24 protein-coding genes, 1 other RNA gene and 1 other annotated feature are annotated in these 23829 nt (G+C 56.5%); of the genes, 15 read left to right on the top strand and 10 right to left on the bottom strand.

The window, feature by feature from the left end; translation table 11 throughout:
• Nucleotides 1-20: 20 nt before the first annotated feature.
• The 8 genes from thrS to ihfA all read left to right on the top strand — a co-directional run bounded on the left by thrS (nucleotide 21) and on the right by ihfA (nucleotide 7189).
• Nucleotides 21-1949, top strand: coding sequence for a threonine--tRNA ligase (thrS, locus tag ACKLKD_RS02630; protein WP_087805161.1), 1929 nt, complete (start codon nucleotides 21-23; stop codon nucleotides 1947-1949).
• 3 nt (nucleotides 1950-1952) lie between these two features.
• Nucleotides 1953-2495 carry a translation initiation factor IF-3 gene (gene infC / locus ACKLKD_RS02625; protein ID WP_004189469.1) on the top strand — a complete coding sequence of 181 codons (543 nt, stop codon included), beginning with the start codon at nucleotides 1953-1955 and terminating at the stop codon, nucleotides 2493-2495.
• 92 nt (nucleotides 2496-2587) lie between these two features.
• Complete coding sequence (gene rpmI, locus ACKLKD_RS02620; RefSeq protein WP_001124225.1) at nucleotides 2588-2785, top strand: 50S ribosomal protein L35; 198 nt, start codon at nucleotides 2588-2590, stop codon at nucleotides 2783-2785.
• A 50-nt stretch (nucleotides 2786-2835) separates the two neighbouring features.
• On the top strand, nucleotides 2836-3192 hold the full coding sequence (gene rplT, locus ACKLKD_RS02615) for a 50S ribosomal protein L20 (protein ID WP_000124850.1): 357 nt from the start codon (nucleotides 2836-2838) through the stop codon (nucleotides 3190-3192).
• 118 nt (nucleotides 3193-3310) lie between these two features.
• Nucleotides 3311-3435 (top strand) — a sequence feature (Phe leader region).
• Nucleotides 3316-3360, top strand: coding sequence for a pheST operon leader peptide PheM (pheM, locus tag ACKLKD_RS02610; protein WP_001386830.1), 45 nt, complete (start codon nucleotides 3316-3318; stop codon nucleotides 3358-3360). It overlaps the preceding feature by 45 nt.
• A 63-nt stretch (nucleotides 3436-3498) precedes the next feature.
• On the top strand, nucleotides 3499-4482 hold the full coding sequence (gene pheS / locus ACKLKD_RS02605; protein ID WP_002909105.1) for a phenylalanine--tRNA ligase subunit alpha: 984 nt from the start codon (nucleotides 3499-3501) through the stop codon (nucleotides 4480-4482).
• A 15-nt stretch (nucleotides 4483-4497) separates the two neighbouring features.
• A complete protein-coding gene (gene pheT, locus ACKLKD_RS02600) occupies nucleotides 4498-6885 on the top strand; it encodes a phenylalanine--tRNA ligase subunit beta (protein WP_025712037.1) in 2388 nt (795 codons plus the stop codon).
• Between the two features lie 4 nt (nucleotides 6886-6889).
• Nucleotides 6890-7189, top strand: a complete 300-nt coding sequence (ihfA, locus tag ACKLKD_RS02595) for an integration host factor subunit alpha (protein WP_002909098.1) — start codon at nucleotides 6890-6892, stop codon at nucleotides 7187-7189.
• A gap of 52 nt (nucleotides 7190-7241) precedes the next feature.
• Here the strand turns inward: ihfA and ACKLKD_RS02590 are convergent, their stop codons facing one another.
• From ACKLKD_RS02590 to ACKLKD_RS02580, 3 genes are read right to left on the bottom strand one after another with little or no spacing between them, the layout of a single operon-like run.
• Complete coding sequence (locus ACKLKD_RS02590) at nucleotides 7242-7595, bottom strand: RidA family protein (RefSeq protein ID WP_025712038.1); 354 nt, start codon at nucleotides 7593-7595, stop codon at nucleotides 7242-7244.
• Nucleotides 7592-8857: a D-amino acid dehydrogenase gene (locus ACKLKD_RS02585; protein WP_323116886.1), complete on the bottom strand. Its 1266-nt coding sequence runs from the start codon at nucleotides 8855-8857 to the stop codon at nucleotides 7592-7594. The genes ACKLKD_RS02590 and ACKLKD_RS02585 overlap by 4 nt, the downstream gene beginning before the upstream one ends.
• A gap of 36 nt (nucleotides 8858-8893) precedes the next feature.
• Nucleotides 8894-9808 (bottom strand): LysR family transcriptional regulator, encoded by a 915-nt coding sequence (locus tag ACKLKD_RS02580; protein ID WP_087805166.1) that lies wholly within the window; start codon nucleotides 9806-9808, stop codon nucleotides 8894-8896.
• Between the two features lie 278 nt (nucleotides 9809-10086).
• Between ACKLKD_RS02580 and ACKLKD_RS02575 the strand changes: the two genes are divergently transcribed.
• Together ACKLKD_RS02575 and btuC are read left to right on the top strand one after the other, a co-directional pair.
• Entirely contained in the window at nucleotides 10087-11520 is a 1434-nt protein-coding gene (locus tag ACKLKD_RS02575) for a gluconate:proton symporter (RefSeq protein WP_087805169.1), read from the top strand.
• A 119-nt stretch (nucleotides 11521-11639) separates the two neighbouring features.
• Entirely contained in the window at nucleotides 11640-12626 is a 987-nt protein-coding gene (gene btuC / locus ACKLKD_RS02570) for a vitamin B12 ABC transporter permease BtuC (RefSeq protein ID WP_025712042.1), read from the top strand.
• Between the two features lie 36 nt (nucleotides 12627-12662).
• On the opposite strand, the gene ACKLKD_RS02565 is transcribed toward btuC, so the two are convergent.
• Nucleotides 12663-13463 carry a MetQ/NlpA family ABC transporter substrate-binding protein gene (locus tag ACKLKD_RS02565; RefSeq protein ID WP_061154230.1) on the bottom strand — a complete coding sequence of 267 codons (801 nt, stop codon included), beginning with the start codon at nucleotides 13461-13463 and terminating at the stop codon, nucleotides 12663-12665.
• Between the two features lie 236 nt (nucleotides 13464-13699).
• Here ACKLKD_RS02565 and ACKLKD_RS02560 point away from each other — a divergent pair, with 236 nt between their 5' ends.
• The 4 genes from ACKLKD_RS02560 (at nucleotide 13700) to selO (ending at nucleotide 17102) form a co-directional block, all read left to right on the top strand.
• Nucleotides 13700-14251 carry a glutathione peroxidase gene (locus ACKLKD_RS02560; RefSeq protein ID WP_074385548.1) on the top strand — a complete coding sequence of 184 codons (552 nt, stop codon included), beginning with the start codon at nucleotides 13700-13702 and terminating at the stop codon, nucleotides 14249-14251.
• Nucleotides 14251-15000: a vitamin B12 ABC transporter ATP-binding protein BtuD gene (gene btuD / locus ACKLKD_RS02555; RefSeq protein ID WP_061154232.1), complete on the top strand. Its 750-nt coding sequence runs from the start codon at nucleotides 14251-14253 to the stop codon at nucleotides 14998-15000. Before ACKLKD_RS02560 ends, btuD begins: the two co-directional genes overlap by 1 nt.
• 81 nt (nucleotides 15001-15081) lie before the next feature.
• On the top strand, nucleotides 15082-15546 hold the full coding sequence (locus ACKLKD_RS02550) for an NlpC/P60 family protein (RefSeq protein ID WP_002909082.1): 465 nt from the start codon (nucleotides 15082-15084) through the stop codon (nucleotides 15544-15546).
• A 113-nt stretch (nucleotides 15547-15659) separates the two neighbouring features.
• Complete coding sequence (gene selO / locus ACKLKD_RS02545) at nucleotides 15660-17102, top strand: protein adenylyltransferase SelO (RefSeq protein ID WP_087805171.1); 1443 nt, start codon at nucleotides 15660-15662, stop codon at nucleotides 17100-17102.
• Nucleotides 17103-17131: 29 nt separating this feature from the next.
• Here selO and hemP read toward each other — a convergent pair whose 3' ends face one another.
• The 4 genes from hemP to ACKLKD_RS02525 form a co-directional block, all read right to left on the bottom strand.
• Entirely contained in the window at nucleotides 17132-17311 is a 180-nt protein-coding gene (gene hemP, locus ACKLKD_RS02540) for a hemin uptake protein HemP (protein ID WP_023290103.1), read from the bottom strand.
• 156 nt (nucleotides 17312-17467) lie between these two features.
• Complete coding sequence (aroH, locus tag ACKLKD_RS02535; RefSeq protein ID WP_025712048.1) at nucleotides 17468-18514, bottom strand: 3-deoxy-7-phosphoheptulonate synthase AroH; 1047 nt, start codon at nucleotides 18512-18514, stop codon at nucleotides 17468-17470.
• 154 nt (nucleotides 18515-18668) lie between these two features.
• The gene (ppsR, locus tag ACKLKD_RS02530) at nucleotides 18669-19502 is read right to left on the bottom strand and encodes a pyruvate, water dikinase regulatory protein (RefSeq protein ID WP_002909061.1); all 834 of its coding nucleotides are present in this window, start codon (nucleotides 19500-19502) and stop codon (nucleotides 18669-18671) included.
• A 144-nt stretch (nucleotides 19503-19646) separates the two neighbouring features.
• Nucleotides 19647-19766 (bottom strand): hypothetical protein, encoded by a 120-nt coding sequence (locus ACKLKD_RS02525; protein ID WP_042929239.1) that lies wholly within the window; start codon nucleotides 19764-19766, stop codon nucleotides 19647-19649.
• A 75-nt stretch (nucleotides 19767-19841) separates the two neighbouring features.
• Between ACKLKD_RS02525 and ppsA the strand changes: the two genes are divergently transcribed.
• A complete protein-coding gene (gene ppsA, locus ACKLKD_RS02520) occupies nucleotides 19842-22220 on the top strand; it encodes a phosphoenolpyruvate synthase (protein ID WP_087805173.1) in 2379 nt (792 codons plus the stop codon).
• An 85-nt stretch (nucleotides 22221-22305) separates the two neighbouring features.
• Here ppsA and rprA read toward each other — a convergent pair.
• An RNA gene (gene rprA / locus ACKLKD_RS02515) (antisense sRNA RprA) lies at nucleotides 22306-22413 on the bottom strand.
• 191 nt (nucleotides 22414-22604) lie between these two features.
• Nucleotides 22605-23717, bottom strand: coding sequence for an AI-2E family transporter YdiK (ydiK, locus tag ACKLKD_RS02510; RefSeq protein WP_087805175.1), 1113 nt, complete (start codon nucleotides 23715-23717; stop codon nucleotides 22605-22607).
• Nucleotides 23718-23829: the final 112 nt, after the last annotated feature.

The following is a 23829-nucleotide window of genomic DNA, read 5'->3' as shown; positions in this document are numbered from 1 at the left end:
ACTGCAAATAAGGACATAAAATGCCTGTAATTACGCTTCCTGATGGCAGCCAACGCCATTTTGACCACGCTGTTAGTCCGATGGATGTTGCGCTGGATATCGGTCCAGGCCTGGCGAAAGCCACCATTGCCGGACGTGTAAACGGTGAGCTGGTTGACGCCTGCGACCCGATCGAAACTGACTCCACGCTTTCTATTATCACCGCAAAAGATGAAGACGGTCTGGAAATCATTCGTCACTCCTGCGCTCACTTGTTAGGTCATGCGATCAAACAGCTGTGGCCGAACACTAAAATGGCCATTGGCCCGGTTGTCGACAACGGTTTTTACTATGATGTCGATCTGGACCACACCCTGACTCAGGAAGATATCGACGCGCTCGAAAAACGTATGCACGAGCTCGCCGAGAAAAACTACGATGTCATCAAGAAGAAAGTCAGCTGGCACGAAGCGCGTGAAACCTTCGTGAAGCGTGGCGAAACCTATAAAGTTTCTATTCTTGACGAAAACATTGCCCATGATGACAAGCCTGGCCTGTATCATCATGAAGAATATATCGATATGTGCCGCGGTCCGCACGTACCGAACATGCGCTTCTGCCATCACTTCAAGCTGATGAAAACGGCCGGTGCCTACTGGCGCGGCGACAGCAATAATAAAATGTTGCAGCGTATCTACGGTACCGCGTGGGCTGATAAAAAAGCGCTGAATGCTTATCTCCAGCGTCTGGAAGAAGCCGCCAAGCGTGACCATCGTAAAATCGGTAAGCAGCTCGACCTGTATCATATGCAGGAAGAAGCGCCGGGGATGGTGTTCTGGCACAATGACGGCTGGACTATCTTCCGCGAACTGGAAACTTTCGTTCGCTCTAAACTGAAAGAGTACCAGTATCAGGAAGTGAAAGGCCCGTTCATGATGGACCGTGTGCTGTGGGAAAAAACCGGCCACTGGGACAACTACAAAGATGCGATGTTTACCACCTCTTCTGAGAACCGTGAATACTGCATCAAGCCGATGAACTGCCCGGGTCATGTGCAGATCTTCAACCAGGGACTGAAATCCTACCGCGATCTGCCGCTGCGTATGGCGGAATTCGGTAGCTGTCACCGTAACGAACCATCAGGTGCGCTGCATGGTCTGATGCGTGTTCGCGGCTTTACCCAGGATGATGCGCATATCTTCTGTACTGAAGATCAGGTTCGCGATGAAGTGAACGCCTGTATTCGTATGGTCTACGATATGTACAGCACCTTTGGCTTCGAGAAGATCGTCGTCAAACTGTCTACTCGCCCGGAAAAACGTATCGGTAGCGACGAGACCTGGGATCGCGCGGAAGCGGATCTGGCGGTGGCGCTGGAAGAAAATAACATCCCATTTGAATATCAATTGGGTGAAGGGGCGTTTTACGGCCCGAAAATTGAATTTACCCTGTATGACTGCCTCGATCGTGCATGGCAGTGCGGTACCGTACAGCTGGACTTCTCTCTGCCGCAGCGTTTAAGCGCCTCCTACGTAGGCGAAAACAACGAGCGTCAGGTGCCGGTTATGATTCACCGCGCAATTCTTGGTTCGCTGGAGCGCTTCATTGGCATCCTGACCGAAGAATTTGCCGGCTTCTTCCCAACCTGGATTGCACCAGTGCAGGTAGTGGTCATGAATATTACCGATTCTCAGGCTGAATACGTTAACGAATTGACACGTAAACTACAAAATGCGGGCATTCGTGTAAAAGCAGACTTGAGAAATGAGAAGATTGGCTTTAAAATCCGCGAGCACACTTTACGTCGTGTCCCGTATATGTTGGTCTGTGGCGACAAAGAGGTTGAGGCCGGCAAAGTGGCCGTGCGCACCCGTCGCGGGAAAGACCTCGGCAGCATGGACGTAAATGAAGTGATCGAGAAGCTGCAACAAGAGATTCGCAGCCGCAGTCTTCAACAACTGGAGGAATAAGGTATTAAAGGCGGAAAACGAGTTCAAACGGCACGTCCGAATCGTATCAATGGCGAGATTCGCGCCCAGGAAGTTCGCTTAACAGGTCTGGAAGGTGAGCAGCTGGGTATTGTGAGTCTGAGAGAAGCTATCGAAAAGGCTGAAGAGGCTGGAGTAGATTTAGTTGAAATCAGCCCTAACGCCGAGCCGCCAGTTTGTCGTATCATGGACTACGGCAAGTTCCTTTATGAAAAGAGTAAGTCTTCTAAGGAACAGAAGAAGAAGCAGAAAGTTATCCAGGTTAAGGAAATTAAATTCCGCCCTGGTACTGATGAAGGTGACTATCAGGTAAAACTCCGCAGCCTGATTCGCTTTCTCGAAGATGGCGATAAGGCCAAGATCACGCTGCGTTTCCGCGGTCGTGAGATGGCCCACCAACAGATCGGTATGGAAGTGCTTAACCGCGTGAAAGACGATCTGGTTGAACTGGCAGTAGTCGAATCCTTCCCAACGAAGATCGAAGGCCGCCAGATGATCATGGTGCTCGCTCCTAAGAAGAAACAGTAAGGCCATCAAGAAACATTTCCGGTGGGCTTCGGCTCACTGGTTTTGTTCGCCTTTGTTTCGTTTATTAACAATGCGAAGTGGAAGTTATTAAAATGCCAAAAATTAAGACCGTACGCGGTGCTGCTAAGCGCTTCAAAAAAACCGGTAAAGGTGGTTTTAAGCACAAGCACGCTAACCTGCGTCACATTCTGACTAAAAAAGCTACCAAGCGTAAACGTCACCTGCGTCCGAAAGCCATGGTTTCCAAAGGCGATCTGGGCCTGGTAATCGCGTGCCTGCCGTACGCATAAGTCGTTAACGTTTAACTTTTTTAACTTAGAATAGATACAGGAGAGCACACATGGCTCGCGTAAAACGTGGTGTAATTGCACGTGCACGTCACAAGAAAATTTTGAAACAAGCTAAAGGCTACTACGGTGCGCGTTCTCGCGTATACCGCGTTGCCTTCCAGGCTGTTATCAAAGCTGGTCAGTACGCTTACCGTGACCGTCGTCAACGTAAACGTCAGTTCCGTCAACTGTGGATTGCACGTATCAACGCAGCAGCACGTCAGAACGGTATTTCTTACAGCAAATTCATCAACGGCCTGAAAAAAGCCTCTGTTGAAATCGACCGTAAGATCCTGGCTGACATCGCTGTATTCGACAAAGTAGCGTTCACCGCTCTGGTCGAAAAAGCGAAAGCAGCTCTGGCATAAGCCAGTTGAAAGAGGGAGCTTGTCTCCCTCTTTTCGTTTCAACACCATCAATACATTGACTTTTATCGGCGCAGGCTTTTCAATACAGGTCTGACGTTTCTTACCAGACAAGGTAATGCAAGCATGAATGCTGCTATTTTCCGCTTCTTTTTTTACTTTAGCACCTGAACTCAGGAGGCTAGCGCGTGAAAGAAGAAACGGAAAACAGCGCCAGAAAGCCTCCCCTGTGGAGGCTTTTTTCGTATATGGATTCGGGATATTAATTTCACTATAACCGGTGTCTGCACCGACATAATGAGGAAAACCATGTCACATCTCGCAGAGCTGGTTGCCAGTGCCAAGGCAGCCATTAACGAGGCATCAGATGTTGCTGCGCTGGACAACGTCCGCGTGGAATACCTGGGTAAAAAAGGGCATCTGACCCTGCAAATGACCACCCTGCGCGAGTTACCGCCGGAAGAGCGTCCGGCAGCCGGTGCGGTCATCAACGAAGCGAAAGAGCAGGTGCAGCAGGCGCTGAACGCGCGCAAAGCTGAACTGGAAGGCGCGGCGCTAAACGCCCGTCTGGCCGCAGAGACCATTGACGTCTCGCTGCCGGGTCGTCGTATCGAAAATGGCGGCCTGCACCCGGTCACCCGCACCATCGACCGTATTGAAAGTTTCTTCGGTGAGCTCGGCTTTACCGTGGCGACGGGCCCGGAAATCGAGGATGATTACCACAACTTCGATGCGCTGAATATTCCGGGTCACCATCCGGCACGCGCTGACCACGACACTTTCTGGTTCGATGCCACTCGCCTGCTGCGCACCCAGACCTCCGGCGTGCAGATCCGCACCATGGAAAACCAGCAGCCGCCTATTCGTATTATCGCGCCGGGCCGCGTCTATCGTAACGACTACGATCAGACCCACACCCCGATGTTCCATCAGATGGAAGGTCTGATCGTTGATAAAAATATCAGCTTCACCAACCTGAAAGGGACGCTGCACGACTTCCTGAACAACTTCTTTGAAGAAGATCTGCAGGTGCGCTTCCGTCCGTCCTACTTCCCGTTCACCGAGCCGTCCGCGGAAGTTGACGTGATGGGTAAAAACGGTAAATGGCTGGAAGTGCTGGGCTGCGGGATGGTACACCCGAACGTGCTGCGCAACGTGGGTATCGACCCGGAAGTCTACTCCGGCTTTGCCTTCGGCATGGGCATGGAGCGTTTGACCATGCTGCGCTATGGCGTCACCGATCTGCGCGCGTTCTTCGAAAACGATCTGCGTTTCCTCAAACAGTTTAAATAAGGGCAGGACAGAACAATGAAATTCAGTGAACTGTGGTTACGCGAGTGGGTTAACCCGGCGATCGACAGCGAAGCGCTTTCCGATCAGATCACCATGGCTGGCCTCGAAGTGGACGGCGTTGAGCCGGTTGCCGGTAGCTTCAACGGCGTCGTTGTCGGTGAAGTGGTGGAGTGCGGTCAGCATCCGAATGCTGACAAACTGCGGGTTACCAAAGTCAATGTCGGCGGTGAGCGTCTGCTGGATATCGTCTGCGGCGCGCCAAACTGCCGTCAGGGGCTGAAAGTCGCGGTAGCCACCATCGGCGCCGTGCTGCCGGGCGATTTTAAAATTAAGGCCGCGAAGCTGCGCGGTGAGCCGTCTGAAGGGATGCTGTGCTCCTTCTCCGAGCTGGGGATTTCCGACGACCATAGCGGGATTATCGAGCTGCCGGCCGATGCGCCGATTGGCACTGATATCCGCGAATACCTCAAGCTTGACGATAACACCATCGAAATCAGCGTTACCCCGAACCGCGCCGACTGCCTGGGCATCATCGGCGTCGCGCGCGACGTGGCCGTGCTGAACAAAGCGCCGCTGAACGCGCCGGAAATTACCCCGGTTGCCGCGACCATCAATGATGTGTTGCCGATTCAGGTTGATGCCCCGCAGGCGTGCCCGCGCTATCTCGGCCGCGTCGTGAAAGGCATCAACGTCAAAGCGCCGACGCCGTTGTGGATGAAAGAGAAACTGCGCCGCTGCGGCATCCGCTCCATCGACGCGGTGGTTGATATCACCAACTATGTGCTGCTTGAGCTGGGTCAGCCGATGCACGCCTTTGACCGCGATCGCATTGAAGGCGGGATCGTGGTGCGTATGGCGAAAGAGGGCGAAACCCTGGTGCTGCTGGATGGCTCCGAGGCTAAGCTTGACAGCGATACCCTGGTCATTGCTGACCATAATAAAGCGCTGGCGATGGGTGGGATCTTCGGCGGGGAACACTCCGGCGTGAACGGCGAAACACAAAATGTGCTGCTGGAGTCCGCCTTTTTCAGCCCGCTGTCTATTACCGGTCGCGCGCGTCGTCATGGCCTGCATACTGATGCCTCTCATCGCTATGAGCGTGGCGTCGATCCGGCGCTGCAGTATAAAGCGCTGGAGCGCGCCACTCGTCTGCTGATTGACCTCTGCGGCGGCGAAGCCGGCCCGGTAATCGACGTTACCAGCAAAGAGCATCTGCCAACACGTGCCACCATTACGCTGCGTCGCAGCAAGCTGGATCGCCTGATTGGCCATCATATCGACGACGCGCAGGTTACTGACATTCTGCAGCGCCTCGGCTGCGAAGTGACCGTTGGCGAGGGCGAATGGCAGGCGGTCGCGCCGAGCTGGCGTTTCGATATGGAGATCGAAGAAGATCTGGTTGAGGAAGTGGCTCGCGTTTACGGCTACAACAACATTCCCGATGAGCCGGTGCAAGCAGGCCTGATCATGGGGACTCACCGTGAAGCGGATCTGTCGCTGAAGCGTGTGAAAACGCTGCTGAATGACAAAGGCTATCAGGAAGTCATCACCTACAGCTTCGTCGACCCGAAAGTCCAGCAGCTGATCCACGCCGGTGAAGAGGCGCTGATCTTGCCAAGCCCGATCTCCAGCGAAATGTCGGCGATGCGCTTGTCGCTGTGGACCGGCCTGCTGGGAACCGTGGTCTACAACCAAAACCGTCAGCAGAACCGCGTGCGCATCTTTGAGAGCGGGTTGCGTTTTGTGCCAGACACCAATGCGCCGCTGGGCATTCGTCAGGATGTAATGCTGGCCGGGGCGATTTGCGGTAACCGCTACGAAGAGCACTGGACACTGGCGAAAGAGACGGTCGATTTCTATGATCTGAAGGGCGATCTGGAAGCCGTACTGGATTTAACCGGTAAATTAGCCGACATCGAATTCCGTGCCGAAGCGATCACCGCGCTGCATCCGGGACAATCCGCCGCGATTTATCTTAAAGGTGAACGTATTGGTTTCATTGGGGTTGTTCATCCGGAGCTGGAACGTAAACTGGATCTGAACGGTCGCACTCTGGTGTTCGAACTGGAGTGGAACAAGCTCGCAGACCGCGTGGTGCCTCAGGCGCGCGATATTTCCCGCTTCCCGGCGAACCGTCGCGACATCGCGGTGCTGGTCGCGGAAAACGTGGCTGCCGCCGATGTTTTAGCCGAATGTAAGAAAGTTGGCGTAAATCAGGTAGTTGGCGTAAACTTATTTGACGTGTACCGTGGTAAGGGTGTGGCGGAAGGGTATAAGAGCCTTGCGATTAGCCTGATCCTGCAGGATACCAGCCGTACACTCGAAGAAGAGGAGATTGCCGCTACCGTTGCCAGATGTGTAGAGGCATTAAAAGAGCGATTCCAGGCATCATTGAGGGATTGAACCTATGGCGCTTACAAAAGCTGAAATGTCAGAATATCTGTTTGATAAGCTTGGGCTTAGCAAGCGGGATGCCAAAGAACTGGTCGAGTTGTTTTTCGAAGAGATCCGTCGTGCTCTGGAAAACGGAGAACAGGTCAAACTCTCCGGGTTCGGCAACTTCGATTTGCGGGATAAGAACCAACGCCCGGGACGTAACCCGAAGACGGGGGAGGATATTCCCATTACAGCCCGGCGCGTGGTGACCTTCAGACCCGGTCAGAAACTGAAAAGCCGTGTCGAAAACGCGTCGCCTAAAGACAAATAATCTGAACTAATTAAAAAGGCCGCATTGCGGCCTTTTTCTTTTTTATACGTCCCTACGCTTTGACGGCGGTGAGCATGATCTCCACCAGGATTTCCGGTCGCGCCATCTCCGCCTGCACGGCCGCTCGCGCCGGGCTGTGGCCTTCCGGCATCCACTGCACCCACACCTCATTGAACGCGGCAAAATCACGTTCGATATTTTTCAGCCAGATTTGCGCGGAGAGAATGTGCTGCTTATCGCTGCCGGCCGCCGCCAGCAGCGCGTCGATCTTCTCCAGCACTTCGCGGGTTTGTAAAACGATATCGTCTTCATTGCTTTTCGGCGTCTGTCCGGAGAGGAACAGCAGATCGCCATACTCAACGCTGGCGGAAAGGCGAGGTTGCGGATTATTGCGAATAATTGTCATGCGGTTTGTTTCCATGTGAGACCTTCTAAAGAAATGTCTGGCGTCTGATCGTCGATTAACGCGCCCAGCACCACCGCACTGCCGGCGGCGAGGGTAAAACCAAGGCTACCCTGTCCGAGATTCATCCACAGATTCGGGAATCCCGCGCGCCCCAGCATTGGTGGGCCTGCTGGCGTTGACGGGCGCATCCCGGTCCAGGTTTCGGCCTGATCCAGCCCTTCGAGTTCGGGAAAGCTGCGGGCGACGATGCTTTTCAGCGCCTGAATGCGGCTCTCGCGCAGTTCGTCGCCGTCGTAGCCGATGTCCACCATCGCCGCGATGCGCAGTTGTTGGCCAAGGCGGGCATACACGATTTTGTGCCCGTAGTCGGTGACGCTGATGTCCGGGGCAATACCTGCTTTTTCAGGATAGGGCAGGGTCAGGCTGTACCCCTTCAGGGCGCACAGCGGCACGCGAACCCCCAGATGCCCAAGCAGAGGACCACTGCCGTTACCGGCGGCAACGACATAATCATCGCCGGTGATGGTCCCGTGGCTGGTTTCCAGTGAGCTGATGCATCCGCCGCGCTTATTAAGCCGTTGCACCTCACAGTGGGTGAGCAGGCTAAAGTTGCTGCTGGCATTGAGCTTATCAAGCAGGGCAAGGCAAAACTGATGGCAATCCGCTGTTTCATCGCCCGGCGAATAAATTCCGCCCTGTAGTGAAGGGCTGATATGTCTGAGCGCCGGCTCCAGCCGCAGGCAACCGTCAGCATTCAGCGCCTGCTGATACTGAGGGTCTATGCCTTTTGCCGCTTTATTAAAATCATATGCCCGACGGTGGATAATTAATTTACCGCTGCGCCGCCAGTGGAAATCGGCAAGATTATCCTCATCCCGCCACGCCTGCATAACCTGACGGCTGAGCAATGACAGGCGCAATATATGGTCGCCATTCATTTTATTGGTCTGGCTATTACAGGCGCGCAGGAACTGCAGCAGCCAGCGCCACTGCTGGAAAGACATTCTAAGACGCATATTCAGCGGCGAATCGGCTTTGCCCATCCATTTCATTCCCTGCAGGGGAACGCCGCTATCAGCAAGGGGGGCGACGTAGCGGTAACTTAATTGTCCGCCGTTGGCAAAACTGGTGGCGCTGCCCGGTTCGGCATTGCGCTCCAGTAATTGCACCTGATGCCCGCGCTTGATCAGTTCCCAGGCTGTGGCCAGACCGACCACGCCGCCGCCGATAATGACAATGCGTTTGTTCATAACCCGATAAATCCACCGCTGATAAATTTATGGGTTATGTCAAAGCATTTACCCCAGTGGCGCAATTGACTTTTTATGGTCAGGGTATAACCGCAGGTTAATCGTTTTGAGCTGCTGACGTAGCCGCTGGCAGAGAAAATCGACAAATTTTTGCGCCATCGGGCTCAAGGAAACATCGGCCCGGCGCAGCAGGCAGAGGTTAATAGCAATTGGCGGCGTAATGGGATGGATCATCTCCGGTGCGAGATTGTGCTGGGCGGAAAAGATATCGGTGATACTGCAGCCCATGCCACGCTTCACGAACTCGGTGGCCGTATAGTAGGTCTGGACGTTTAGCCGGGTGGTGGAAAAGTCGCGGCGGGTGGCGATGGCGGCAGAAAGGGAGTGCGGCCCCGGTGAGATCCAGCGTTGCTGATCGATCTGGCTGATATCCACTGCCCCCTGACGATAATGACGGTCGATGTACACCAGCGGTACTTCGGCAATCAGGGTAGTAAGGATCTCCCCCTGCTGCACCGGCTGCAGCGTCAGCGCTAAATCTATCTCGCGTAAATCCAGTTTCCTGACCAGCGTCTCGGTGTGCTCGGTGGTCAGGGTCATCACCAGATTGCTGTTTTGCTGATAAAAATCGGTTACCAGCTCTGGCACCAGGCTTAATCCCAGACTTGGCAGGCAGCCTAAGGTGATTTTGGCGCGCGGATCGCGGGCCAGGTTATCGGCCAGCAGGCGCAGGTTGTCGAGGTCCTGATAAATGCTCTGCGCTTTTTCGAAAAGTGTGATCGCCTCGCTGGTCGGCAGCAGCTTGCCGCGCACCCGCTGAAAGAGGGTAAAACCCAGCTTCATTTCGGCGCTTTTTAACGCTTTGCTGGCCGCTGGCTGGGAGATATTGAGCGCTTCCGCCGCCCGCGATAAAGAGCCGCAGGTCATTACGGCGTGGAAGATTTCCAGATGACGCAGTTTCATGAACAGTTAACTCAGGGTTATAGCCTACCGATAAAAAGTCATTTTCTACTAACACTAAGTTAACATAAATTTAATCACCAATCAGCGCGCTGGTTACATATTGTGCTGTAGGTCCCGCCGGATGGCGGAATATTACGCTCTCAGAATTTTTCCTTTGTACCCAACAGCCCCTCAGGCCGCGGCCAATCAATAATGAAAAAGAGGGAGGATATTTTCTGAGCAGGCCCCAATACACCACCTGACTAATACGGTCAGATTGATTGGCATTAAGGAGTGTTATGAGTGACTCAACGCTCGCAGGCAATGCGCCTGTCAGACGAAATATCACGCGAAAAAACGTTATTATTGGTCTGTTATTGCTGCTGTTCGTGATGATTGCGCTGTGGTGCCACGGTCGACCGGGCAGCGAGCTTGGCCTGCTGGGATTTACGCCGCTGGTAGCGTTAGCGATATTATCGCTGATCGGCGTTGATATTGTGCTGGCGGTCATCTCCTCGATTATTATCGCCATGATAATGACTTCGACCGGCCTGCCGGAAATGGGCGCCATGCTGGCGAAATCCACCGGATCATTTATTGCCACCGTTGGGCTTATTATTATGCTTGGCGCCGGCGTGGGGGAAGTGGCCACCCGCACTGGCGCAGCGGTTGAGCTGGTGAAGTTCGTGGTTTATCGCATCGGGCTGTCGAGTCAGACGCGAGTGAAATTCGGTATTGTCGTCTCATCAATTTTAATTTGTGGTTCGCTGGGCACCATGGCCGGTGGTAACGCCATTATCGTGGCCGTGATCATTCCGGTGGCGGCAGCGGTACGCTTAACGCCGCCGACGGTCGCCGCGCTGATGATGACCGCCGGCTCCGTTGGGCTCTTTACCGGGCCCTTCACCCCCAGCACCGTGACAATCCTCAGCCTCGGCGGGTTGAGCTATCCGGATTATCTGCTGTACGTCGGTCTGCCGATGAGTGCGGTGACGCTGCTGGCCGGCTGGATAATGGCGGGGCGGATCCAGAAGATGACTGAAGGCAAACTGCGCTATGACGTCGATCTCTCGGAGAAGCCAAAAGAGGACCTCAGCGCCGTGCAGCAGCGTCGGCGTAAATTAAGCGCGCTGGCTTTCGCTGCGACCATTATTGTGATGGCGGTCGTTGGCGTGGTGATCAAAGCTGGCTTCAGCTTTGCGATTATCGTCATGCTGCTGGTGGCCCTGATGACCGGGCTGGTAGGCGGCCTGCGACCGACGCAGATCCTGCAGGCGCTGTATCACGGTTGCGGCCGTCTGGTGTGGATGTTTATTCTCTACTGGCTATATAACCCGATCCTGGAGCTGATGGATGGCCTGCATGCCTATCAGGGGCTGCTGGAGTATACCCAACCGCTGCTGGAGGGGATCTCCCCGGCCTGGCTGTGCTTTAGCATCTTCGCGTTCAATATTATCGGCCATGTGCCCGGTGCGGCGGTGGCCCAGATGACGTTTACCCATAAAATCTTTGGCCCGATGTTGATGGCCGCCGGCGTGCCGCCCCAGGGGACCACCGCGGTGCTGCTGGCCTCGTCTCAGGTGGACTGGTTCGGGCCGTTTCCCTCTTCGGACATGTTTGGCCAGATGGGGCTGGCGCAGTCTACGCATCTGAAATATATGCTCTATAACGGTTGGGCAATTGTGGTGGCGAATATCATCCTCTTTGCACTGCTGTTTCAGATCCTGGTGTAAAAGAAGGGGGGCGACGCGGGGGTTTTCTCCGCGTCAACGCAGGAACATGAGGTTTTCCTTTTCTCACCGGGATACCCGCCGTAAAATCAGCCTCTTGTTCCCACTGCGTAATGGAATCTATGCTGACTCTCGCCCATCTCCAACAGCGCCGCAGCCGGCGCTGGCTCTTCGGATTAACGCTGTTGCTGCTGGTCACCCTGCTGATCAGCCTGTGCGCGGGGGATCAATGGATCCCGCCAGGCGAATGGCTGAGCGCCAAAGGTCAGTTGTTTATCTGGCAGATCCGCCTGCCGCGAACCCTGGCGGTGGTGCTGGTGGGGGCGGCGCTGGCGCTCTCCGGGGCGATTATGCAGGCGCTGTTTGAAAATCCGCTGGCCGAGCCAGGTCTGCTGGGCGTCTCCAACGGCGCGGGCGTCGGGCTGATTGCCGCGGTCCTGCTGGGGAAAGGGATTCTGCCCGGCTGGGCGCTCGGCCTGTGTGCCATCTTTGGCGCGCTGCTGATCACCTTTATTCTGCTGCGTTTTGCCCGCCGCCATCTCTCCACCAGCCGTCTGCTGCTGGCGGGGGTGGCGTTGGGGATCATCTGCAGCGCCCTGATGACCTGGGCGGTCTACTTCTCTACCTCTTTTGACCTGCGGCAACTGATGTACTGGATGATGGGCGGGTTTGGCGGCGTCGACTGGCAGCAGCTGTGGCTGATGATAGCCCTCCTGCCGGTGCTCTGCTGGGTCTGTCTGCAGTCACAACCCCTGAATTTACTGGCGTTGGGCGAAGTCTCCGCCCGTCAGCTGGGGCTGCCGCTGTGGCTGTGGCGCAAATTACTGGTGGTGGCGACCGGCTGGATGGTCGGCGTTAGCGTGGCGCTGGCAGGGGCGATTGGCTTTATTGGCCTGGTGATCCCGCACATTCTGCGGCTATGCGGCTTGAGCGATCACCGGGTGTTGCTCCCGGCCTGTATGCTGGCCGGGGCGAGCGCCTTGCTGGGGGCGGATATCATTGCCCGACTGGCGCTTTCCGCCGCAGAGCTGCCGATTGGCGTGGTGACGGCGACGCTGGGCGCGCCGGTCTTTATCTGGTTGCTGCTGCGTTCGCGGGTGCGGGGATAGCGCGGCGCCGTCGGCAGGGACGGCGCTGGTTCAGGCTTACCAGCCTTTAATCGCGTCGCCTTTGTAGACTTCCTTCGCTTTTTCCGCGACTTCGCTGGTCTGGAAGGCGGCTTTCAGCTCCTGAATTTTCTTGCTGTCCTTATTATCCTCGCGGGCGACAATCGCATTCACGTAAGGGGAATCCGGCCCCTCCATAAACAGACCGTCGCGGGCGGCCGACAGGCCCGCCTGAGCGGAGAAGTTGGTGTTAATGATTGACAGGCTGACGTTCGGATCATCAAGGGTACGGGTCAGCTGCGGGGTATCCACTTCAACAATTTTCAGCTGTTTCGGGTTGTCGATGATATCCAGCGTGGTGGGTAAATAGCCGACGCCCGGCTTCAGCTTGAGTAACCCCTGCGCCTGGAGCAGCAGCAGGCTGCGGCCCAGGGTAGTGGTTTCATTAGAAATGGTCACCGTCGCCCCATCGGGCAGTTCGCTGATGTTTTTGATCCGGTGAGAATAGGCGGCGATAGGGAAGACAAAGGTTTTACCGACCACCGCAAATTTATAGCCGCGCTCTTTCGACTGCGCCTCAAGGTACGGCAGGGTCTGGAAGGCGTTGGCATCCACATCTTTGTTGTTCAGTGCTTCGTTGGGCAGCACATAATCATTGAAGGAGACCACTTCGACGTCGAGATGATATTTATCCTTCGCCACCTGCTCCACCACTTTCCAGATGGCTTCGTCCGGCCCGGTATTGATAGCGACTTTCACTTTATTATCTTCATCCGGAGAGCAGGCGCTCAGCAGGGCGACAGAGGTGGCGATTAACGCCAGGCTAAACAACTTCTTCATCAATAAAACTCTCTTAAATTAACAAGTAACGAAACCATATTACATTACCGGGACACTGTACACGGAAATGGTCGACTGCCCAATTGAGAGGATTTCATGTTGCCGACGGCCAGCGAAGCGCTGTTACATCATGCGACAACTCGGGGGGATTGGCAGTAGAATGGCGGCCGCTGAATCCGCTACAGTAGATAGGGATCACCTTCACCGGAAACCGGTTTATCCATTGAGGACAGGCTATGCAACATGACATTCTGAATACCGAAGTGACGACCATTGATGGCGAGAAAACCACCCTGGCATCCTTTGCCGGCAAGGTGCTGTTGATCGTCAATGTGGCCTCGAAATGCGGCCTGACGCCGCAGTATGAGCAACTCGAGGATCTGCAAAAGCAATTTGCCGGCGAGGGCTTTAGCGTGCTGGGGTTCCCCTGCAACCAGTTCCTCGGCCAGGAGCCGGGCAGTGAAGAAGAGATTAAGACCTTCTGCAGCACCACCTACGGCGTCACCTTCCCGCTGTTCAGCAAAATTGACGTCAACGGTGAACATCGCGCGCCGCTGTATCAAAAACTGATTGCCGCCGCGCCGAAAGCGGTGGCCCCGGAAGGCAGCGGTTTTTATGAGCGGATGGCCAGCAAAGGCCGGGCGCCGCTGTATGTGGACGACATTCTGTGGAATTTCGAAAAATTCCTCGTCGATCGCCAGGGCAACGTCATTCAGCGCTTCTCTCCGGATATGACGCCGGACGATCCGCAGCTGGTGGCGGCGATTAAAGGAGCGCTGGCGAAATAATGGCGTTTCTGATGCAGCTACAGGATGTAGAGACGGCGGGGCGCCTGGCCCCGTTCTCTGCGGCTTTTCGCGCCGGGGAGATTGTCCACCTGGTGGGGCCGAACGGCGCAGGGAAGAGCACGCTGCTGACCCGCATGGCGGGGCTGTCCGACGGCCCCGGCACGGTTCATTTTAACGGACGGCGGCTTGATGAGTGGCCGGCGACGGAGCTGGCGCGCCGTCGCGGATATCTGTGCCAACACCAGACCCCGCCGTTCGCCATGCCGGTGTGGCACTACCTGGCGCTGCATATGCAGCAGCAGGGCGATAGCGCCCGTCTGAGCGATATCGCGGCCAGGCTTGGTCTGGACAATAAGCTGGGCCGTCAGGTCAATCAGCTTTCGGGCGGTGAGTGGCAGCGCGTACGGCTGGCGGCCGTGATCCTGCAGATCGATCCCTTGAGTCATCCCGCGGGTCAACTGCTGCTGCTGGATGAGCCGATGAACAGTCTGGATGTGGCTCAGCAGGCGGCGCTGGATCGGTTGTTACGTGAGCTGAGCGCGGCGGGGATTGCGGTGGTGATGAGCAGCCACGATCTCAACCATACCCTGCGCCATGCCGGACAAAGCTGGCTACTCTGCCAGGGCGAAGCCATCGCCTGCGGAGAGACCGCCGAGGTGCTGAATGAGGAAAATTTAACCGCTGCCTATGCGATCCCGTTCCAGCGCGTGGAGGTGGCCGGTCATATTATGCTCATCGCGTCACAGTAGCACGCAGTCACCTTGTCAGTGTATTGATAAACAAGCTAAATTATTGCGATATAGAGACTAGGGACAGAGGGATCATCTGAAATGCGCTTCTGGTTCATGTTGGCGGCGGCGTTAATTTTAGCCGGCTGCAGCAGCCATCGGGCACCGCCGCCGAATCCACGGCTGGCTGACTCCATCACGGTGGTGGCGAATCTGAACGAGCAGCTGCGCAGCTGGCGCGGCGCACCGTATCGCTATGGCGGCATGACGCCGCGCGGCGTTGACTGCTCCGGCTTCGTGGTGCGCACGTTTCGCGATAAATTTGCCCTCCAGCTGCCGCGGGAAACCCGCGAGCAGGCGGAAATCGGTACCCGCATCGATAAGCGCGATCTGCTGCCCGGCGATCTGGTGTTCTTCAAAACCGGCTCAGGCGAGAGCGGTTTACACGTTGGCATCTACGATACCGACAACCAGTTTATTCATGCCTCCACCAGCCAGGGCGTCACCCGTTCCTCGCTGGATAACGTCTATTGGAACAAAAAGTTCTGGCAGGCGCGGCGCATCTGACGCCATTCAGAACGCAGAGGGAAGCGAGAGCTTCCCTTTTTTATGCCGATAACCCTGTTTTCCGCCCGTGTTAATCCGCGGTTCCAGGCACTACACTGGAGAGAGGAGGAACCATGACCCTTTCTTTTACCACCCACTGGCGGGATGAACTGCCGGACTTTTACACTTCCCTGTCACCAACGCCGCTGGATAACGCCCGACTCATCTGGCGCAACGCCCCGCTGGCACAGCAGCTGGGGGTGCCCGACGCCCTGTTTGCGCCTGAAAACGGCGCCGGCGTCTGGGGCGGCGAAGCGCTGCTGCCGGGCATGTCGCCGCTGGCGCAGGTTTATAGCGGCCATCAGTTTGGCGCCTGGGCCGGCCAGCTGGGTGACGGACGCGGGATCCTGCTCGGCGAGCAGCAGCTGGCGGATGGTCGCCGTTACGACTGGCATCTGAAAGGCGCTGGCCTGACGCCCTATTCGCGGATGGGGGACGGCCGCGCCGTGCTGCGCTCGACGATCCGGGAAAGTCTGGCGTCAGAGGCGATGCACGCTCTGGGCATCCCGACGACGCGCGCCCTGGCGATGGTGACCAGCGATACCCCGGTCTACCGCGAACGCGTGGAGCCTGGCGCGATGCTGATGCGGGTGGCTGAGAGCCATGTGCGCTTCGGCCATTTCGAACATTTTTACTATCGCCGTGAGCCGCAGAAAGTCCAGCAACTGGCCGACTATGTTATTCGCCACCACTGGCCGCAGCTGCAGAATGAGGCAGACAAGTATCTGTTATGGTTCCGTGACGTTGTCACGCACACCGCACAGACCATTGCCAGCTGGCAAACCGTCGGATTTGCTCATGGGGTGATGAATACCGACAACATGTCGATTCTCGGTCTGACCATCGACTACGGCCCTTATGGCTTTCTTGACGATTTTCAGCCGGACTTCATCTGCAACCACTCTGATTACCAGGGGCGCTACAGTTTTGAAAACCAGCCGGCGGTGGGGCTGTGGAATCTGCAGCGTCTCGCCCAGTCGCTGTCGCCGTTTATCAGCGCTGAGTCACTGAACGCGGCGCTGGATGAGTATCAGCACGCCTTGTTGACCGCTTATGGCCAGCGGATGCGCGATAAGCTCGGCCTGTTCAGCCAGCAGAAAGGGGATAACGACCTGCTGGACGGACTGTTTGCCCTGATGATCCGCGAGAAGAGCGACTATACCCGGACGTTCCGCCTGCTGAGCCACAGCGAACAGCTCAGCGCCGCCTCACCGCTGCGCGACGAGTTTATCGACCGGGCAGCCTTTGACAGCTGGTTCGCTGGATATCGCGCGCGGCTGCGTGATGAACAGGTGGACGACGCTCAACGCCAGCAGCGAATGCAGGGCGTCAACCCGGCGCTGGTATTACGTAACTGGCTGGCGCAGCGGGCGATCGAGCAGGCTGAGGCGGGCGATATGGGCGAGCTGGAGCGCCTGCATGCCGCGCTGGCTGATCCTTTTACCGATCGCGAGGACGACTACGTCCGCCGCCCTCCGGACTGGGGGAAACGTCTGGAAGTCAGCTGCTCAAGCTAACTTGCCTCGCCCCGCGTTCAGCGGGGCGCTTACTTGGTCAGAATTAACTTCCCGGCGTGGGTCTGGCGCAGCAGATAGCGCTGGCCGCCATGCTCAATCACTACCCGTCCTTCGCTGCCTAACAGCACCCGACTGCTGATCTGTCTGTCCGTCGCCACGGGATAGGGGGCATTGTCTTTTGGTTTTTCAGCTGTGGCAGTGTTATCCATACGCGTCATAGCTCTCAAAATAAAAATCAAGGCAACAATGATAATCATTATCAATAATGTTGTTTTTAACGGCAAGCGTTATTTATCGTGTTACCGGATTTGGTAGGGGTAAGGCGGGAACGTCAAAGCCCACCGCAGGCGCGGTGGGCGGAACGGTTACAGACGGGTGGCGGTGGCGGCGGCCAGTTCGCTCAATAATCTTTCACTGTCTTCCCAGCTCAGGCAGGGGTCGGTGATCGACTGGCCCCAGGCCAGCGGCTGGCCGGGGACCACTTTCTGGGTGCCTTCCTGCAGGAAGCTTTCGGCCATAATCCCGGCGATAGCGGTGGAGCCCGCGCGAATTTGCTGACAGATATCGGCGCACACCTCCAGCTGGCGGCGGTGCTGCTTCTGGCAGTTACCATGGCTGAAATCCACCACCAATTGCTCCGGCAAATCAAACTCCCGCAGCGCCTCGCCGGCGGCTGCGATATCCTCGGCGTGATAGTTTGGCCGTTTGCCGCCGCGCATAATGATATGTCCGTACGGGTTGCCGCTGGTCTGGTAAATCGTCATCTGCCCCTGCTTGTCCGGGGAGAGGAACATATGGCTGGCGCGGGAGGCACGGATGGCGTCGACCGCGATGCGCGTATTGCCGTCGGTGCCGTTTTTAAACCCGACCGGGCAGGAGAGCGCTGAAGCCATTTCGCGGTGGATCTGGCTTTCGGTGGTTCGCGCGCCAATGGCCCCCCAACTGATGAGATCGGCGATAAACTGACCGGTCACCATATCGAGAAACTCGGTGGCCGTCGGCACGCCCAGCTCATTGACCTGCAGCAGCAGGCGCCGCGCCAGCTCAATTCCGTGGTTGACCCGGTAGCTGCCGTTGAGATCCGGATCGGAGATTAACCCTTTCCAGCCGACCACGGTACGGGGTTTTTCAAAGTAGGTGCGCATCACGATCTCCAGCTGCGGCTGGTAGCGCTCGCGCATGGTCTGCAGGCGGCGGGCATACTCCATCGCCGCGTCGGTGTCGTGAATGGAGCAGGGGCCGATAATCACCAGCAGGCGGCGGTCTTCGCCGTTAAGGATTTTTTCAATTCGGCGGCGGGAGGCCGAGACGTGGGCAGCCACGTCGGCCGTCACCGGATGGCGCTGGGCCAGCTCCGCGGGCGTTACCAGGCTCTCAATGCGCGCGGTACGCAATTCGTCTGTTTTATTCATTGGGGTCTCAAAAATCTGTTTCTTCCGCGGCGAAAATGCCGGGAAGTGATGCGCATCACGATAAACCAATCCCTGCTTATTGCAAGAGCAGGGCATGATCCTGTATAGGCCACGGGTGATAGCATAAACAAATTTTTAATAATGTACTAGTGTGTTAGTACATTCTGCGATTCAGCCCCATGATGTCCATGATTTTTGTCGCAATTTCCTCAACAGAATAATTGGTACTGTTCAGGCACGGGATTTTATTCTTGCGATACAGGGCCTCCACTTCGGTCACCTCCATCCGACACTGACGCAGAGAGGCGTAGCGGCTGTTCTCCCGACGCTCTTCGCGGATCGCCGCCAGCCGTTCGGGGTTGATGGTCAGGCCGAACATCTTATGCTGCAGGGGTTTCAGCGACGCCGGGAGAACCAGATTATCCATATCGTCGGCGATAAACGGATAGTTGGCGGCGCGAATACCGTACTGCATGGCGAGGTACAGGCTGGTGGGGGTTTTACCGCAGCGCGACACACCGAGAAGGATCACCTGGGCCTGGTCAAGATTGCGCAGAGAGATGCCGTCGTCGTGGGCAAGGGTGTAATCGATGGCGGCGATACGTGCATCATACTTAATCAGGTTGCCGGGGTTCAGGCCGTGGGTGCGGTGCGCCACCGGCGTCGGGTCGAGGTTGAGCTCCTGCTGCAGCGGGGCTACCAGCGCCTGGACGATGTCCTGACAAAAGCCCTCGCTTTGCAGGATAATGTCGCGGATTTCCGGGATCACGATGGAATAGAACACCAGCGGGCGAATCCCCGTTTGCTGATAGATGGCGTCGATCTGCTCTTTTACCGCCCGCGCACGGCTAATGTTTTCAACAAACGGCAGAGTCACGCTGCTGATGGCGACCGGGAATTGCGACATCACGGCATGCCCCAGCACCTCCGCCGTAATGGCGGTACCGTCAGAAATATAAAATACGTGGCGATCTACAGCACTTTCCATTTTGACCATCCGGTATAATGAGTTTAATTGCCTGAAAGCGGATATTAAATTTAAGCATATCCCTGTTTGATTTGTCTCTTGTTAAAATTGAAACGCTATTTTTGTTTTTAATGAAAAGGGTGGTTCATTTTCTTTTTGTTGTCGTTATTTCCAGCGTTTTTCAGCAGAATTCCTAAAAATCATCAGGTTAGCTATATCGCGGGAACAGTCCGAAAAAAGAAAAAATAATTTGCTTGAACGATTCACCGTTTTTTTCAGTTCCATAAATATGTCAGGATAATCCTGCAGTCGATCGTGAAATTTTTTTCACTGGTATTAAATCACAAAAGGATTGTCTCGATGTCCAACAATGGCTCGTCACCGCTGGTGCTTTGGTATAACCAACTCGGCATGAATGATGTAGACAGAGTTGGGGGCAAAAATGCCTCCCTTGGTGAAATGATTACGAACCTGTCCGGTATGGGTGTTTCCGTACCTAACGGGTTTGCCACCACCGCTGATGCTTTTAATCAGTTCCTCGACCAAAGCGGTGTTAACCAGCGCATCTATGCGCTGCTGGATGAAACCGACATTGACGACGTTTCCGCATTAGCGAAAGCGGGCGCGCAGATCCGACAGTGGATCATCGACACGCCGTTCCAGAGCGAACTGGAAACCGCGATTCGCGATGCTTATGACCTGCTGTCCGCTGATGATGCCGAGGCCTCGTTCGCCGTTCGTTCTTCCGCCACTGCGGAAGATATGCCGGACGCCTCCTTCGCCGGGCAGCAAGAGACATTCCTCAACGTGCAGGGCTTTGACGCCGTGCTCGTTGCCGTGAAGCACGTGTTTGCTTCACTGTTTAACGATCGCGCGATCTCCTATCGCGTGCATCAGGGTTACGATCACCGCGGCGTGGCGCTCTCTGCCGGGGTGCAGAGGATGGTTCGTTCCGACCTGGCCTCCTCCGGCGTCATGTTCTCCATCGATACCGAATCCGGCTTCGACCAGGTGGTGTTTATCACCTCGGCGTGGGGTCTTGGCGAGATGGTGGTGCAGGGCGCGGTGAACCCGGACGAATTCTACGTCCACAAACCAACGCTGGCCGCGGGCCGCCCGGCGATTGTGCGCCGCACCATGGGGTCGAAAAAGATCCGTATGGTTTATGCGCCGACCCAGGAGCACGGCAAGCAGGTACGTATCGAAGATGTGCCGCAGGCGCAGCGCGATATCTTCTCGTTAACCAACGAGGAGGTACAGGAGCTGGCGAAGCAGGCGGTGCAGATTGAGAAGCACTATGGTCGTCCAATGGATATCGAGTGGGCGAAAGATGGCCACACTGGCAAGCTGTTTATCGTCCAGGCGCGTCCGGAAACCGTGCGTTCCCGCGGTCAGGTGATGGAGCGTTACACCCTCCATGCCCAGGGGCAGATCATCGCCGAAGGGCGCGCCATCGGCCACCGTATCGGCGCTGGCCCGGTCAAAGTTATTCACGATATCAGTGAAATGAACCGCATTGAGCCAGGCGACGTGCTGGTCACCGACATGACCGACCCGGACTGGGAACCGATCATGAAGAAAGCCTCGGCGATTGTCACCAACCGCGGTGGGCGTACCTGCCACGCGGCGATTATCGCCCGTGAGCTGGGGATCCCGGCGGTAGTCGGCTGCGGCGATGCTACCGATCGCATTCAGGAGAACCAGAATGTCACCGTCTCCTGCGCCGAAGGCGACACCGGCTATGTCTACGCCGAGCTACTGGACTTCAGCGTCAAGAGCTCCAGCGTTGGCGACATGCCGGATCTGCCGCTGAAGGTGATGATGAACGTCGGCAACCCCGATCGCGCGTTTGACTTTGCCTGCCTGCCGAACGAAGGCGTGGGGCTGGCGCGTCTGGAGTTCATCATCAACCGTATGATTGGCGTTCACCCGCGTGCGCTGCTGGAATTCGACGACCAGGAGCCGGGGCTGCAGAATGAAATCCGCGAGCTGATGAAAGGCTACGATTCGCCGAGAGAGTTCTACGTTGGCCGCCTGACCGAAGGGATCGCTACCCTTGGCGCCGCCTTCTACCCGAAACGGGTGATTGTGCGTCTGTCGGACTTCAAATCGAACGAATACGCCAACCTGGTGGGCGGCGAGCGTTATGAGCCGGAAGAAGAGAACCCGATGCTCGGCTTCCGCGGCGCCGGACGCTACGTTTCCGAAAGCTTCTGCGATTGCTTCGCGCTGGAGTGTGAAGCGATGAAGCGCGTGCGTAACGACATGGGACTGACCAATGTCGAAGTGATGGTGCCGTTCGTCCGTACCGTCGCGCAGGCGAAAGCGGTGGTCGAAGAGCTGGAGCGTCAGGGGCTGAAGCGCGGCGAGAACGGGCTGAAGATCATCATGATGTGCGAGATCCCGTCTAACGCGCTGCTGGCCGAGCAGTTCCTTGAGTACTTCGACGGCTTCTCCATCGGTTCGAACGACATGACCCAGCTGGCGCTCGGCCTGGATCGCGACTCTGGCGTGGTTTCTGAACTGTTCGATGAACGCAACGACGCGGTGAAAGCATTGCTGTCGATGGCGATCCGCGCAGCGAAAAAACAGGGTAAATACGTCGGCATCTGCGGCCAGGGGCCGTCCGACCACGAAGACTTTGCCGCCTGGCTGATGGAGGAAGGGATTGATAGCCTGTCCCTCAACCCGGATACCGTAGTGCAAACCTGGTTAGGTCTGGCGGAACTGAAAAAATAAGTTCGCCCTGACAGCACTCATCCCCGGCAGCGATGCCGGGGATTTTTTTGCCGGTGACAGGCTGCCCGGTGTCGTGATGCGCAGGACAAAAAAAAGCCCATCGTGGGAGATGGGCAAAGACTACACACAGCAATTCGTTGTTTCACTCAGGGGATTTCCATGCTTATAAATCAAGGTGTTGATTTATAACCGTGAGCTAATAGTAGGCAGTGGGGCCTTTGCCGTCGATCAGATTCCTCTCAATAGTTAAATTGTTGTGAAGGACCGGGGGACAAGAGGGAGGGAAGTGGCGTACAAGGGCAGCGTTTTAACGGCGATAGATAAATTTTGCTTAACAATCGTCCCGGAGGGGGAAACAGGCGGGTCTCCCCGCCTGATACGGGATTACTTACGCCCGGCTTCCAGCTCGCTGAGCTCTTCGAGGACGACGTCAGGGTCTTTCGGCGGCGGCGGCACTTCGTGTACCCAGGCATCATACAGACGCCAGGAGACGGCGAGCAGCACCGGACCGATAAACAGGCCGATCATGCCGAAGGCGATCAGGCCGCCAATGACGCCGGTGAGGATAAGGATCATCGGCAGGTCGGCGCCCATGCGGATGAGCACCGGACGAATGACGTTGTCCATGGTGCCGACCACGCAGCTCCACACCAGCAGCACGGTGCCCCAGGTAGTGTCCCCGCTCCAGTAAAGCCAGATAATCGACGGCACCAGAACCAGCAAAGGCCCGAGCTGGACCAGACAGGTAAAGATCATCACCACGGTCAGCAGAGCAGCGTAGGGCACGCCGGAGAGGGCAAGGCCAATCCCGCCCAGCACCGCCTGGGTGAGGGCCGTCACCACCACGCCCAGCGCCACGGCGCGTACGGCCTGGCCGGCCAGCAGCACCGCGGCATCACCGCGTTTGGCCGCCAGGCGCGTGGCGAAGTAGCGGAAGCCATAGGCCACCTGCTCGCCGCGCCAGTAGAGCAGCGCGCTGAACAACAGCATCAGACCGCAGTAGACCAGCAGCTTGCCAATATGCGCCGCTTGCCCGACGAACCAGCTGGTGGTGGTGCCGATATACGGGCGAACCTTGGCCATGATCGCCGAGCCGCCCATATCCAGCAGGCCGTGCCAGGCGGAGTAGAGCTTATCGCCCACCAACGGTACGCTGTTCAGCCAGGCAAAATCCGGCAGCGTCACATTTCCACTGCTGATGAGTTTGATCAGCGGGACGCTGTTATCCACCAGACTGTTGACCAGCAGAGCAATAGGAATAACGAATAGCAAAAACAGCAGCAGGGTCATTGCCAGCACCGCCAGCATCCGTTTGCCGAACAGCATGCGCTGCAGACGCAGCAGCACCGGCCAGGTAGCGATCACCACCGTACCGGCCCAGGCGAAGGACAGAATAAACGGCTGCACAACCCACAGGCAGGAAATGATAATCAGGGCCAGGAACAGCACCGACAGCAGTATTTGCGGAATGTCCCGAGGCTGATGGGGGTTTATCATAGAGAAATTTTACCTTTCCAGTCGCGCCAAAATGCTGGCGCCGCGTAAATCCATGTACTGATAATAATATCAATAATTTTGCCGGGCTGATTTTGCACAGAAAACACGTGGG

Source organism: Klebsiella sp. 10982, from assembly GCF_048589245.1.
GTDB classification, from domain to species: domain Bacteria; phylum Pseudomonadota; class Gammaproteobacteria; order Enterobacterales; family Enterobacteriaceae; genus Klebsiella; species Klebsiella quasivariicola.
Note: the sequence above shows the minus strand (reverse complement) of the source record. Positions and strands in the feature narration are given on the sequence as shown.